Here is a 12,675-nt window from a genome sequence, read left to right on the forward strand (position 1 = left end):
CAGGAATACTTGACCACTACATGCCGCCCCGCACAGGGGCGACGCGTGAAGCACGCTAACAATGCGCGGATGCCAGCGAAAAGCCACCGCCAGCAAACCCCAAACCCAAACCCAAACCCAAACCCAAACAGATGAACGAAAAAAAGCGTCCGCATCGCTCCCGACACGAACGCCCAACTGCTGTTGCTACAACGTGAACCCCGCCGCCCGGCACCGGCAAACACCGCCCCTCAAGCGGCCGCCGCCGCCTTCGGCGTCAAATCCTCGCGATGCCTCACCAGCGCCTCACGCACCATTTCGTGCAGTTCCAGCTCGACACCTTCAGGATTCTCGTGAAGCGTCGCCAGAATCGAGCGCCGCATCCGCGGCTCCCAAAACCGCCGGATATGATCGGCAATACTGTCGATTGCCTCATCGCGGTCCGGCATCGACTCAAAGAAATCGCCAATGCGGTTCGCCATGTCGACCAGGTTATGTGCGTCCATTGCGTTGCCTCATTTACCGGAAGTCGTAGCCAGTTCGCGCTTGCGAAGATGCTCCAACTGCTCGTCGTTGAAGCGCGAGTATTCCTTCTGCCATTGCGACGGCTGCTCGACGGGCATCACCTGCACGGCCGTTACCTTGTACTCGGGGCAGTTGGTCGCCCAGTCGGAACTGTCCGTCGTAATCACGTTCGCACCGGACTCAGGGAAGTGGAACGTCGTGTAGACGACGCCCGGCTGCATCCGGTCCGCCACCTTCGCGCGCAGCACCGTGTAACCCGCGCGCGATTCGATGCCGACCCAGTCGTCGTCCTTGATACCCCGATCTTCGGCGTCGTGCGGATGAATCTCCAGACGATCCTCGTCGTGCCACAGGGAGTTCTCCGTACGCCGCGTCTGCGCGCCGACGTTGTACTGCGACAGAATACGGCCCGTGGTCAGGATCAGCGGGAACTTCTGGTTGACCTTCTCCGGCGTCGCGACGTACTTCGTGATCACGAACTTGCCCTTGCCGCGCACGAACTCGTCGATGTGCATGGTCGGCGTGCCTTCCGGCGCGTTCTCGTTGCACGGCCACTGGATGCTGCCCAGCTTGTCGAGCTTCTCGTACGACACGCCGTGGAAAGTCGGCGTGAGACGCGCGATCTCGTCCATGATCTGCGACGGATGCGTGTAGTTCATCTCGTAGCCGAGCGCGCGGGCAAGCAGGATCGTCACTTCCCAATCCGAGTAGCCGGCGAGCGGCGGCATCACCTTGCGCACGCGCGAGATGCGGCGCTCGGCGTTGGTGAACGTGCCGTCCTTTTCAAGGAAGGTCGAGCCCGGCAGCAGCACGTGCGCATACTTCGCCGTTTCGTTCAGGAAGATGTCCTGCACGACGATGCATTCCATCGACGACAGCGCCGCGCCCACATGTTGCGTGTTCGGGTCCGACTGCACGATGTCTTCGCCCTGGCAATACAGGCCCATGAAGCTGCCGTGCAGCGCCGCGTCGAACATGTTCGGGATGCGCAGGCCCGGTTCCGGCTGCAGCGTCACGCCCCATTCGCCTTCGAAGAGCGTGCGTGTCACCGTATCGCTGATGTGGCGATAGCCCGGCAGTTCGTGCGGGAACGAACCCATGTCGCACGAGCCCTGCACGTTGTTCTGGCCGCGCAGCGGGTTCACGCCCACACCTTCGCGGCCGATGTTGCCCGTCGCCATCGCGAGGTTCGCGATGCCCATCACGGTGGTCGACCCCTGCGCGTGTTCCGTCACGCCGAGGCCGTAGTAGATCGCCGCGTTGCCGCCCGTCGCGTAGAGGCGCGCAGCTTCGCGCACCTGTTGCGCTGGCACGCCCGTCACGCTTTCCATCATCTCCGGCGAATTCTCCGGCAGCGCGACGAAATCGCGCCAGTGCTGGAATGCGCGCGTCTCGCAGCGCTCGGCGATGAACGCCTCGTTGAGCAGGCCTTCCGAGACGAGCACATGCGCGAGCGACGTGACCAGCGCCACGTTCGTGCCTGGACGCAGTTGCAGGTGATGCGTGGCCTTCACGTGCGCGGTATCGACGATGTCGATGCGGCGCGGATCGACGACGATCAGTTTCGCGCCCTGGCGCACACGCCGCTTCAGGCGCGAGCCGAACACCGGGTGGCCGTCGCTCGGGTTCGCGCCGATCACGATGATGACGTCGGATTTATCGACGGAAGCGAACGTCTGCGTGCCGGCGGATTCGCCGAGCGTCGTCTTCAGGCCGTAGCCCGTCGGCGAGTGGCAGACGCGCGCGCAGGTGTCGACGTTGTTGTTGCCGAACGCGGCGCGCACCAGCTTCTGCACCAGATACGTTTCTTCGTTTGTGCAGCGCGACGACGTGATGCCGCCGATCGAATCGCGGCCGTACTTCTCCTGGATGCGGCGGAATTCCGACGCCGCGTAGCTCAGCGCTTCTTCCCAGCTGACTTCGCGCCACGGATCGGTGATCTTCGCGCGGATCATCGGCTTCTTGATGCGGTCCTTGTGCGTCGCGTAGCCCCATGCGAAGCGGCCCTTCACGCACGCATGGCCTTCGTTCGCCTGGCCGTTCTTGTGCGGCACCATCCGCACCACGGTGTTGCCCTTCATCTCGGCCTTGAACGAGCAGCCGACGCCGCAGTACGCGCAGGTCGTCACGACGGAATGCTCGGCCTGGCCCAGCATCACGATGCTCTTTTCCGACAGCGTCGCGGTCGGGCACGCGGCGACGCAGGCGCCGCACGACACGCATTCCGAGTCCATGAACGGCTGGCTTTCGCTGGCTGCGACGCGCGATTCGAAGCCGCGTCCGGAGATGGTCAGCGCGAACGTGCCTTGCGTCTCTTCACAGGCGCGCACGCAGCGGTTACAGACGATGCACTTCGACGGGTCGTACGTGAAGTACGGGTTCGACTCGTCCTTCTTGTCCTTCAGGTGGTTCGCGCCGTCGAAGCCATAGCGCACTTCCCGCAGGCCCGTCACGCCCGCCATGTCCTGCAGTTCGCAATTGCCGTTGGCAGGGCAGGTGAGGCAGTCGAGCGGGTGATCGGAGATGTACAGCTCCATCACGTTGCGGCGCAGGCCCTGCAGACGGTCCGTTTGCGTGCGGACCTTCATGCCCGCTTCGACGGGCGTCGTGCACGACGCGGGATAACCGCGCCGTCCTTCGATCTCGACGAGACACAGACGGCACGAGCCGAACGGTTCGAGCGAATCGGTTGCGCACAGTTTCGGGATGTTGACGCCGGCCTCGGCGGCGGCGCGCATCACCGACGTGCCCGCGGGCACCGAGATCGTCTGGCCGTCGATTTCGAGCGTCACGTCGACGTCGGAATGACGCAGCGGCGTGCCGTAATCGGTATCGTCCATCGGGCCGCGTTCGTTGCGCAGCGCGCCCGCCTTGCAGGCACAGTTGCCGGAGCCGCAGCCGCCGGATTTGAAGGTGATCGGATCGGACATGTTGGGCTCCGTGGTCAAGCTGCCGCTTTCGGAATGGCGGTTTCGAGACCGAAGTCTTCGGGGAAATGGTCGAGGGCGGAGACGACAGGGAACGGCGTCATGCCGCCCATTGCGCACAGCGAACCCGACACCATCGTGTCGCACAGATCGCGCAGCAGTTGCACCTGCTTCGTCGACGTGTCGCCATTGCGAATCCGCTGGATCACTTCGACGCCGCGCGTCGAGCCGATCCGGCATGGCGTGCATTTGCCGCACGATTCGAGCGCGCAGAAGTGCATCGCGTATTGCGCGAGATCGGCGAGATTCGATGTGTCGTCGTGAATCACCAGGCCGCCGTGACCGACGACGGCGCCGACCTTCGCGTATTCCTCGTAGTCAAGCGGGATGTCCCACTGGCTCTCGGGCAAATACGTGCCGAGCGGGCCGCCCACCTGCACCGCGCGCGCCGGACGGCCGCTTGCCGTGCCGCCGCCGTAGTCGAACATCAGTTCGCGCAGCGTGCAGCCGAACGCGAGTTCGACCAGACCGCCGCGCTTCACGTTGCCCGCGACCTGGAACGGCAGCGTGCCGCGCGAGCGGCCCATGCCGAAGTCCTTGTAGAACGCCGCGCCCTTCGCGAAGATGATCGGCACCGTGGCGAGCGTGATCACGTTGTTGATCACGGTCGGCTTGCCGAACAGGCCTTCGAGCGCAGGCAGCGGCGGCTTCGCGCGCACGATGCCGCGCTTGCCTTCCAGCGATTCGAGCAGCGCCGTTTCCTCGCCGCACACATAGGCGCCCGCGCCCTTCGCGACGAACAGCTCGAAGCGATGTTCCGAGCCGAGCACGCTGTCGCCCAGCCAGCCGGCTGCGCGCGCCTTGGCGATAGCGGCTTCGAGCGTGGCGATCGAATGCGGATATTCGCTGCGCACGTAGATATGGCCGACGGTTGCGCCCGCCACGATGCCCGCGATGATCATCCCCTCGATCAGCACGAACGGATCGCTTTCCATCACGAGGCGGTCGGAGAACGTGCCCGAATCGCCTTCGTCCGCGTTGCAGACGATGTATTTCTGGTCGGCCCTGGCGGCGCGCACCGTGCGCCACTTGATGCCGGCCGGGAACGCGGCGCCGCCGCGGCCGCGCAGGCCGGATTCGATCAGCGCGTCGACGGCGGCGTCGCCGGACATCGCAAGCGCGTTATACAGGCCGACGATGCCGCCGTTGGCGATGTAGTCGTCGGTCGAAAGCGGGTCGGTGATACCGATGCGCGCGAACGTCAGGCGCTGCTGCTTCTTCAGATACGGAATCTCGTCGACGACGCCGACATGCTTCGCGTGCGTCGCCTTGCCTTCGATAAAGCCCGCGTCGAACAGCGACTTCACATCGTCGGCTTCGACATTCGCGTAGCCGATACGGCCTTCGCTTGTCTGCACTTCGACGAGCGGTTCGAGATACAGCAGCCCGCGCGATCCATTACGCACGAGTTCGATTTCGATGCCGCGTGCTTTCGCTTCATCGACGATGGCCGTGGCAAGTGCGTCCGCGCCGAGCGCCAGCGCCGACGAATCGCGGGGAACGTAGATGCGCGTCATACCGTTTCCTCCACACGTTTCATCGCCGCTGCGAGCAGCGCGTCGAACTTCTGCGGCGTCACTTTGGCGTGCAGGTCGCCGTTGATCATCATTGCTGGCGACAGCGCGCATTGACCGAGGCAATACACCGATTCGAGGCCGACGGCGCCATCGCATGCGTGGTCATGGGCGTGATCGTGGTTGTGGGCCTCGTGCTTGTGCGCGTCGAAGCGGCAACCCGTGCGCGCCTCGATATGCTGGGCGAGCGCTTCCGTCCCCATGCTGCGGCACGCTTCCGCGCGGCACAGTTGCACCGTGACGGGCGCGGCAGGCGACTGACGGAAGTGGTGGTAATAAGTGATGACACCATGCACTTCGGCCCGGGACAGGTTCATCGTCCGCGCGAGCGGCGCGACGGTGTCGGGCGGCACGAAGCCGACGTCGTCCTGAATGGCATGCAGTAGCGCAACCAGCGACATGCCGGGTCGTGCGTGGCGTTGCACGAGTTCGTCTGGCGCAATGGCGTTCGGTCGATCCACAGTGGGGCTCCTCCAAAGTCGATATATGCACTTGTTATTCATAACCCGCGCATCTATGCTTTGCTTGTTTGATATATCAATGCGAACGATAGGCGGGTGGATCGGCTTTCGCAATAGGAACTACGGCAACATATATGATTCGAATCGAATGCCAGGCTCAGCTTATTGTGCGGGACAGCAACGGCCAAACGTCCAGCCTGACTGACGCTGTGCCGTTACTGTCGCTTGTCGACCAGACGGGCAGCATCGCGCAGGCCGCTGCGCTTAAGGGTTTGTCCTACCGTCACGCATGGGGTTTGCTACGCGCCATCGAGACCCAGCTGGGCGGGGCGCTAATCGAGAAAGAGCGCGGCCGCGGCTCCGCCCTCTCGGAACTCGGTCGGGCCGTGTTGCGCGCGCAACGACTTTGCGGCGAGCGTCTGGACGGCAACATGCAGGCGCTGGCGAGCGAGGTCGCCGCCGATCTGAACCGCTGGCTCGCGCCGCCCGCCGAAGACGTCCGCATTCATGCCTCGCATGGGTATGCGGTGGCGGCGCTGGTGACGGCGCTCGTCGCCGACGAAGTGCCCCTCGACATCAAATACCGCGACAGCGCCGAGGCGATCACCGCGCTCGCGCGCGGCGAGTGCGATCTGGCGGGCTTCCATCTGCCGCGCGGCGAGTTTCGCGCGGCATGCGCAGATAAGTATCGTCAGTGGCTCGATCCGCAGCGACATGTGCTCGTGCATCTGACGCGGCGCAAACAGGGGCTTTTTCTCGCGAAGGGCAATCCGAAGGGAATAGGCGGTCTGACCGACCTCGCACGCGACGATATCCGCTTCGTCAACCGGCAGCACGGCTCGGGGACGCGCATGTTGATCGATCTTGCGCTGCGGCGCGTCGGAGTCGATCCGGATCGCGTGAACGGCTATGCGTCGACTGAACTGACCCATTCGGCGATCGCCGCTTTTGTCGCGAGCGGAATGGCGGACGTCGGCTTCGGCGTGGAACCGGCGGCGCATCACTTCGGGCTCGACTTCATCCCGGTCGTCGACGAAGACTATTACTTTGCCTGCGACCGCGCGCGCCTGGAGCGCGAGCCGCTGACAACGGTGATGTCGGTGATGCGCGGCGACACTTTCCGGCAGAGTGTCGCGCATCTGGAGGGCTACGATCCCGGCGACTGCGGGAAACTGCTCGAACTGGAAGCAGGTCTGGAGGAGAGCGGGGCCTGACACACACGGCCCGCGGGACGTCCGGGCGTGCAGGGTAAGCGCCCGTAACAACGAATACGTCTGCAGACGCTGCGCCGCACGACGCTTTGCGCTAATCTCTACGCTTTCGTAATCCTGCCGCAATTGCGCGGCGCCCGTCTGCCGCACCGATTCGATATGAAATATCTCGTTCCCGCTTGCGCTGCCGCCCTCACGGCCGGCGCGTTGTTTGCCACGATGTCCGCTGCTTTTGCGCAGAATTCGCCGGGTGTGCCGGGCGGTATCCTCACCCAGGAGTTCAAGCTGAACGAGCATCCGCAGATGCCGTTCGGCGCATCCGCACCGTCGAAGAAATATCAGGGCGACAAGCCTTCGAAATTGCGCAAGCGCGGCGACAACGGCGATCCGAACGGCTGCAACCTGAAGTGCCCTGAAGATCAGTAAATGACGCAACGCACGCGGCGCCTTTCGGCGTCGTGTGCGTCGTCGAAACGGCTGGCCGGGTTACGGCTTGGCCGTGTGCCATACGTCCTTGAAGCCGTCCCCCTTCATGTCGCCGGGCTTCTCGTCCTTCGCGAAGCGGTAGAGCGGCTTGTTTTTGTACGCCCATTGTTTCTGGCCATCCGCGCCGTCGATCACGGTCCAGTCGCCCGACGGCTTGTCGCTGGCGGCTGCCGCGGCGGCGGGCCATGCCGCGGCGCAACCGCCCGAGCACGCGCTTTTGCCCGGTGTCGTGTCCTTGTCGAAGGTGTAGAGCGTGCGGCCCTCTGCGTCGACGAAACGTCCGTCCATGGTTTTCGGCGGCGCGGCGAAGGCGGTCTGCTGCACGGCGAGCGCGGCGATGAGAAGGAGAATCTTGCGCATGATGCGGCTCCTGTTCTGACGTGTTGTGTATGGAGTTTATGCAATCGTTCGGTGAGTGCGCGTCTTAAATGCCTTGAATGTGCGCGCATCGAATAAACGGTTGGCGCGCATTGTTATTCCACGCGCTGTTGGTCGAAATGCGACCGGTGCATGTGTGCAGCAGGGCCCGTCTTGTTCGAGCGCGGGCTTTTTTCATCTCTCTTCGTTCTGGCCGGACGACGCTCTCGCTATCGCCGGGCGCCTAAAAGGGCGGCCACCGCGAACGGTATAATTCCCCTGATCTATCAAGAGGCAATGCAAATTGCATTGCGCCGGCCTGCATTGCTGGACACGGGCCGAGTGGCGAATTCAAGCCCTCGCATACGGGGAATGCCGAGAATGAAAATACTGCTGACCAACTTCCATACTGGTCGTGGAGGCGGTCACGACACGTACGTCGTGACTATTGCGCGCGCCCTGGCCGCGCGTCACGAAGTCTTCGTTGGTGCGCCGAAAACCAGCAGGCTGTTGCAGCATGCGAGCGGCGTCGCGAATATCCGTGCACTGCCGATCGAGTTTCCCGCCAAGCTCAAGGACCTCGGGCGCTTCGTCGGTGCGATCCGGCAACTGCGCGCGCTGCTCGAACGCGAGCGCTTCGACGTCGTTCATGTGAACGGCTCGCCCGATCATCGGCTCGTGCTGCTGGCGACGCTGTTCGCCTCGTTCAAGCGGCCGTATTGCGTGTACACCAAGCACAACACGATCCGCGTCAAGCGCGACTTCATGACGAAGCTCAAGGCGCGGCGCGCGACGCATCATGTGATCGCTGTGTCGAAGCCGGCAGCGCAACTGCTTGAAGGGTCCGTGTATGCGGATTGCGGCGTGTCGGTGATTCCGAACGGAGTCGACATTCATTTTTATGCGCCTTTCGACGACTACGCGGCCGCGCGCAGGCGCGACGCGCTGCTCGGGACCAGGCACGCCGGGAAGCTGGTGGTCGGCACGATTACCGGGTTCGACTGGTACAAGGGGACGATGGACATGGTGGCGGCCGTCGCCGCGTTGCCTGAGAATTTGCGCAAACAGATCGTCCTGGTGGTGGTCGGCACGGAGCCCAATGACGAGCAGCGCAAGGTCATCGAAGCGCTGAACATGGACGAGCATCTGCTGATCAGCGGCTTTACGGACGACGTCCGCGACTACATCGCGACGTTCGATGCCGGCTTCATGGTGTCGCACGCGGTGGAAAGCAGTTCGTTTGCCTGCCGCGAGATGATGGCGATGGGCCGGCCGGTGCTCGTCACGCGGTACGCCAGCTTGCCTGAGAACGTCGATGACGACGTGGACGGCTGGATCGTCGAGCCGCGCGACACGCAGGCGATGACCGCGCGGCTGCGCGCGATGCTCGCGAACCGCAGCCAGTTACCCGCGATGGGACGAAACGCGCGCGCGAAAGCCGAGCGGGAGTTTTGCAGCAGCAAGTTCATTCAGGAAACGGAAGAGGTGTACGAGCGCGCTGCAGCGTGACCGCTTTCGCCGTGCGAACGTATTGCGAGCGGCGCGAGGCCCGCGCAGCGTGATGCTGCCGCGGGCTTTATTTTTGCCGGGGAAGGGTATGTCGCGTGTGGTTATGGGCGGACGAGCGTCGCTCCGCAGGTCGTGATGTCGCCGATGTAGGCAATGCGCTTGCCGTTGTGCCGGCGTCGGCCGCTAGCGATGATCGGATATTTGCCGCCGCAGCGCGGACATGCGACCAGGTGACCGTCGAGCGCGATGGAGATACCTTCATCGGTCAGATCCGGCGTCGCCTCGACGATCTTGCCGCCGTGGTCGGTGATGTCACCGAGGCGGGCCATGATGGGTTCGTCTGTGTGGGTCAATTGTGCATCTCCCGTTTGGTTAGTTGTACTAGGCTGATAAGGCGTGCCGTCGGACTCGGAGGCGGCCGTCCATTTGACGTCAGGTCAACCGCAGTGACTATCAGAAAAGGTCGAAAACGGGGCGCGAACGAATGCGGAGTCGAGGAGAGCGTCAGCCGGGGCGACGTTGGCCAGTGTATGGAGCAGGCGCAGGTCGTGTTCGCGTACGGATGATGGCAACAAAAAACCCGCAGAGCGCTTCGCTGTGCGGGTTTTCGTACTGCGGCATGCTGCGCCGTATTGAATATTGGTGGAGGCGGCGGGAATCGAACCCGCGTCCAGAAGTCCTCCACGACTAGTTCTACATGTTTAGTTCAGTCTTTTGATTTAACCGCAGCGACGCGAACGAACACGCTGCGCTACGGCGATTCACTAAATTTTCGACCCGGACGTCGTGACGCCGTCAAGGCTTAACTGACGTATATGACCTCTGTCGGTATTGCTACCGGTCTTGCGACACTAGCCCGTCAGTGAACTAGGCAGAGGACGGCGGCCCTTAGGCTGCCAGTGCGAACGTATCGTCGTTTGCAGTTACGTTTTTCCCATTGATTAACGAGGTGACGGGTCCTCGACATGCCCTAGCCGCTTCGCAACCCCTGTCGAAACCAGGTCGCCCCCACGGAAGGAATGAGCCACGCAGGCGGCTCACTTGATCATTTTACAGTAGCGGCGCTCGCGAGTCACGGCGAAACGAATGCGCGCGCTCGTAAGTGGCGAATCCGTCCGTCAACTGATGTCGCGCAGCAGGTTATGCAACTCGCCCGTGGTATTGACGACATGCTGGGCGTGCCATTGCGTCGGCGGAATGTCATTGCCGCAATACCCGTACGCCGCCGCGACCGTTACCATGCCGGCCGCAAAGCCCGCCTGCACATCGCGCAGATCGTCGCCGACATAGACGACGCGCTCCGGCGGAAGGTCCAGTTCCTTCGCGGCGTGGAACAGCGGCGCAGGATGGGGTTTCGAATGCGGTGTCGTATCGCCGCTCACGACGCAGCCCGCGCGCGCGCCCAGCCCAAGCTGGGCGACGAGCGGCTCCGTCAGCCGCGCGACCTTGTTCGTCACGATGCCCCAGCGCACGCCGCGCGCATCGAGATCATCGAGAATGTCACCAATGCCTGGGAACAGCAGCGTTTCGATGCAGAGATCCGCTTCGTAGTTTGCCAGGAACTCGTCGCGCATCGACGCGTAATCGTGATGGTCGGGGCCGATGCCGAAGGCGCCGCCGAGCAGCCCGCGCGCACCCGCTGACGCGAGCGGGCGCAACTGTTCCAGCGGCACCATCTCCAGACCGCGCTCATGGCGCATCTTGTTGACGGCAGCGGCGAGGTCGGGCGCGGTGTCGGCAAGCGTGCCGTCGAGGTCGAACAGGATGCCCTGGCAAAGACCGACCGATGCTTCTTCGTCTTCGCGCTGTGGCAGGGGCGTGGGATCGCTCATTGAGGTAGGCGTTGGATCAGGCTTCGCGACGGCACGCGAGCATGTAGTTGACGTCGGTATCGTTCGACACGCCGAAATGGCGCGTGAGCGGGTTGTAGGTGATGCCCTTGATTTCCACCGTGTGCAGGCCCGCCGCGCGCGCGAAGCCGGCCAGCTCCGACGGACGGATGAAGCGGGCGTAGTCGTGCGTGCCCTTCGGCAGCATGCGCGCAATGTACTCCGCGCCAACCACTGCAAACAGGTACGACTTCACATTGCGGTTGAGCGTCGAGAAGAACACCCAGCCGCCCGGCTTGACGAGCGTCTTGCACGCTTCGACGACCTTCGACGGATCGGGCACGTGCTCGAGCATTTCCATGCAGGTGACGACATCGAACGAGGCAGGTTCGCGGGCGGCCAGCGCCTCTGCGGCGATCTCCTCGTAATTTACGGTTACACCGCTTTCAAGGCTGTGAAGATCCGCGACGCCCAAAGCTTCATTGGAAAGGTCGATTCCCTTCACATCGGCGCCCAAAGTCGCCATCGACTCCGACAGAATCCCGCCGCCGCAGCCAATATCGAGCACGCGCTTGCCGGCGAGATGCGCGTGCGCGTCGATCCAGTTGAGCCGCACCGGATTCAGTTCGTGCAATGGTTTGAACTCGGCGTTCGGGTCCCACCAGCGATGCGCGAGATCGCTGAATTTCTGCAGTTCGTGGGGATCGGCATTGGTCATGACGGATGCGGCCTTGAGGGCGGGAAGGCGGGTGGATCGGAGAAACCCTGAGTATATAGGGCTGCGCATGGGGCGGCAAAACGCGCCGGGTCGCGCTTGCTGTGTGCCGTCGCGCGCACCGTGAGGCCGCGCGCGGGTGGGGCATAAAAAAAGCCCCGCCGAAGCGGGGCTTTAGATACTGCGCTGTTTTGTAGCTTACTGCTTCGAAGTACCGACAACTTCGACTTCCACGCGACGATCCGGTGCGAGGCAGGCGATGAGTTGCTTGCGGTTCTTCTGGTTGCAGCCCGTCGTGACCGGGTTGCGCTTGCCCTTGCCTTCCGTGTAGATACGGTTGGCTTCGATGCCCTTGCTGACGAGGTATGCCTTGACAGCTTGTGCACGGCGCAGCGACAGACGGTCGTTGTACTTGTCCGAACCGATGCGGTCGGTGTAGCCCGTGGCCACGACGACTTCTAGGTTCAGGCCTTGAATCTTCGATGCGAGATCGTCCAGCTTTTCCTTGCCAGCCGGCTTCAGAATTGCCTTGTCGAAGTCGAACAGCGTGTCAGCTTGATACGTGATCTTCTGGCTGGTGATGGCCGGAGCGACCGGTGCCGGAGGTGCCGGCGGCGTCGGTGCCTGTGCGACCAGTGCGCCATCGCACTTTGCGTTAGCCGTTGCCGGCGTCCAGAACGCGTCGCGCCAGCAAAGCTCATTCGTGCCGTTCATCCACACGTATTCGCCGGTGCCGTTCACCCAGTTGTCATTCGTGGCTTGTCGCGACGCCGGCACCGACTGTGCCATAGCGGATGCAGCCATAACTGCGGTAGCTGCAATGAACGCGAGCTTTGAAAGTTTATTCATATTTCTCCTCTCGAAATTGAGATTACCGCAGGTTTACTGCGAGCCTGTTGACAAAGACCAGTCATACATTGCTCGAAGTATAACATCGGTGCGGAACAAAAGACGCTGTGCGTAGACTTCGAGCAGTGTCTAACTTTGTGCGTTGGCATTTTGCCATATCGTTCCCTTCCGACGATAAAAAAATCCGCCCCCT

General features: G+C 63.0%; 12 protein-coding genes and 1 other RNA gene. 3 read left to right on the forward strand and 10 right to left on the reverse strand.

The window, feature by feature from the left end; translation table 11 throughout:
- Window positions 1–230: 230 nt before the first annotated feature.
- Genes KFO72_RS28970 through KFO72_RS28985 form a run of 4 tightly spaced genes read right to left on the reverse strand, consistent with a single transcriptional unit; the run spans window position 231 to window position 5,526 of the window.
- Window positions 231–485 (reverse strand): formate dehydrogenase subunit delta, encoded by a 255-nt coding sequence (locus KFO72_RS28970; protein WP_176054965.1) that lies wholly within the window; start codon window positions 483–485, stop codon window positions 231–233.
- 9 nt (window positions 486–494) lie between these two features.
- The gene (fdhF, locus tag KFO72_RS28975) at window positions 495–3,434 is read right to left on the reverse strand and encodes a formate dehydrogenase subunit alpha (protein ID WP_054934092.1); all 2,940 of its coding nucleotides are present in this window, start codon (window positions 3,432–3,434) and stop codon (window positions 495–497) included.
- 14 nt (window positions 3,435–3,448) lie between these two features.
- Complete coding sequence (locus KFO72_RS28980) at window positions 3,449–5,008, reverse strand: formate dehydrogenase beta subunit (RefSeq protein WP_054934064.1); 1,560 nt, start codon at window positions 5,006–5,008, stop codon at window positions 3,449–3,451.
- On the reverse strand, window positions 5,005–5,526 hold the full coding sequence (locus KFO72_RS28985; protein ID WP_225033577.1) for an NAD(P)H-dependent oxidoreductase subunit E: 522 nt from the start codon (window positions 5,524–5,526) through the stop codon (window positions 5,005–5,007). Before KFO72_RS28985 ends, KFO72_RS28980 begins: the two co-directional genes overlap by 4 nt.
- Before the next feature lie 134 nt (window positions 5,527–5,660).
- On the opposite strand from KFO72_RS28985, the gene KFO72_RS28990 reads away from it, so the two are divergent.
- Window positions 5,661–6,740 (forward strand): substrate-binding domain-containing protein, encoded by a 1,080-nt coding sequence (locus tag KFO72_RS28990; RefSeq protein ID WP_054934066.1) that lies wholly within the window; start codon window positions 5,661–5,663, stop codon window positions 6,738–6,740.
- A 156-nt stretch (window positions 6,741–6,896) separates the two neighbouring features.
- Entirely contained in the window at window positions 6,897–7,163 is a 267-nt protein-coding gene (locus tag KFO72_RS28995; protein WP_054934067.1) for a hypothetical protein, read from the forward strand.
- Between the two features lie 60 nt (window positions 7,164–7,223).
- Here the strand turns inward: KFO72_RS28995 and KFO72_RS29000 are convergent, their stop codons facing one another.
- Window positions 7,224–7,583: a hypothetical protein gene (locus KFO72_RS29000; RefSeq protein WP_225033578.1), complete on the reverse strand. Its 360-nt coding sequence runs from the start codon at window positions 7,581–7,583 to the stop codon at window positions 7,224–7,226.
- A gap of 378 nt (window positions 7,584–7,961) precedes the next feature.
- Between KFO72_RS29000 and KFO72_RS29005 the strand changes: the two genes are divergently transcribed.
- Window positions 7,962–9,089, forward strand: a complete 1,128-nt coding sequence (locus tag KFO72_RS29005) for a glycosyltransferase family 4 protein (protein WP_225033579.1) — start codon at window positions 7,962–7,964, stop codon at window positions 9,087–9,089.
- A gap of 101 nt (window positions 9,090–9,190) precedes the next feature.
- Here the strand turns inward: KFO72_RS29005 and KFO72_RS29010 are convergent, their stop codons facing one another.
- The 5 genes from KFO72_RS29010 to ompA all read right to left on the reverse strand — a co-directional run bounded on the left by KFO72_RS29010 (window position 9,191) and on the right by ompA (window position 12,482).
- A complete protein-coding gene (locus KFO72_RS29010; protein WP_224099763.1) occupies window positions 9,191–9,418 on the reverse strand; it encodes a PAAR domain-containing protein in 228 nt (75 codons plus the stop codon).
- A gap of 311 nt (window positions 9,419–9,729) precedes the next feature.
- Window positions 9,730–10,099: a transfer-messenger RNA gene (gene ssrA, locus KFO72_RS29015) on the reverse strand.
- Between the two features lie 108 nt (window positions 10,100–10,207).
- Window positions 10,208–10,921 (reverse strand): HAD family hydrolase, encoded by a 714-nt coding sequence (locus tag KFO72_RS29020; RefSeq protein ID WP_060601823.1) that lies wholly within the window; start codon window positions 10,919–10,921, stop codon window positions 10,208–10,210.
- Window positions 10,922–10,937: 16 nt separating this feature from the next.
- Window positions 10,938–11,636 carry a bifunctional 2-polyprenyl-6-hydroxyphenol methylase/3-demethylubiquinol 3-O-methyltransferase UbiG gene (gene ubiG, locus KFO72_RS29025; RefSeq protein ID WP_054934072.1) on the reverse strand — a complete coding sequence of 233 codons (699 nt, stop codon included), beginning with the start codon at window positions 11,634–11,636 and terminating at the stop codon, window positions 10,938–10,940.
- A gap of 195 nt (window positions 11,637–11,831) precedes the next feature.
- The gene (gene ompA, locus KFO72_RS29030; protein WP_007576432.1) at window positions 11,832–12,482 is read right to left on the reverse strand and encodes an outer membrane protein OmpA; all 651 of its coding nucleotides are present in this window, start codon (window positions 12,480–12,482) and stop codon (window positions 11,832–11,834) included.
- Between the last annotated feature and the right edge of the window lie 193 nt (window positions 12,483–12,675).

It is taken from the genome of Paraburkholderia sp. XV (assembly GCF_020177535.1).
In the GTDB taxonomy this organism is placed as follows: Bacteria; Pseudomonadota; Gammaproteobacteria; order Burkholderiales; family Burkholderiaceae; genus Paraburkholderia; species Paraburkholderia caribensis.

Excerpts from the sequence above, each read along its gene's own strand:
- KFO72_RS28970 (WP_176054965.1), bottom strand. The coding sequence starts at position 485 with ATGGACGCACATAACCTGGTCGACATGGCGAACCGCATTGGCGATTTC.
- KFO72_RS29000 (WP_225033578.1), bottom strand. The coding sequence starts at position 7,583 with ATGCGCAAGATTCTCCTTCTCATCGCCGCGCTCGCCGTGCAGCAGACC.
- ubiG (WP_054934072.1), bottom strand. The coding sequence starts at position 11,636 with ATGACCAATGCCGATCCCCACGAACTGCAGAAATTCAGCGATCTCGCG.
- KFO72_RS29020 (WP_060601823.1), bottom strand. The coding sequence starts at position 10,921 with ATGAGCGATCCCACGCCCCTGCCACAGCGCGAAGACGAAGAAGCATCG.
- ompA (WP_007576432.1), bottom strand. The coding sequence starts at position 12,482 with ATGAATAAACTTTCAAAGCTCGCGTTCATTGCAGCTACCGCAGTTATG.
- KFO72_RS29010 (WP_224099763.1), bottom strand. The coding sequence starts at position 9,418 with ATGGCCCGCCTCGGTGACATCACCGACCACGGCGGCAAGATCGTCGAG.
- KFO72_RS28990 (WP_054934066.1), top strand. The coding sequence starts at position 5,661 with ATGATTCGAATCGAATGCCAGGCTCAGCTTATTGTGCGGGACAGCAAC.
- fdhF (WP_054934092.1), bottom strand. The coding sequence starts at position 3,434 with ATGTCCGATCCGATCACCTTCAAATCCGGCGGCTGCGGCTCCGGCAAC.
- KFO72_RS28995 (WP_054934067.1), top strand. The coding sequence starts at position 6,897 with ATGAAATATCTCGTTCCCGCTTGCGCTGCCGCCCTCACGGCCGGCGCG.
- KFO72_RS29005 (WP_225033579.1), top strand. The coding sequence starts at position 7,962 with ATGAAAATACTGCTGACCAACTTCCATACTGGTCGTGGAGGCGGTCAC.
- KFO72_RS28980 (WP_054934064.1), bottom strand. The coding sequence starts at position 5,008 with ATGACGCGCATCTACGTTCCCCGCGATTCGTCGGCGCTGGCGCTCGGC.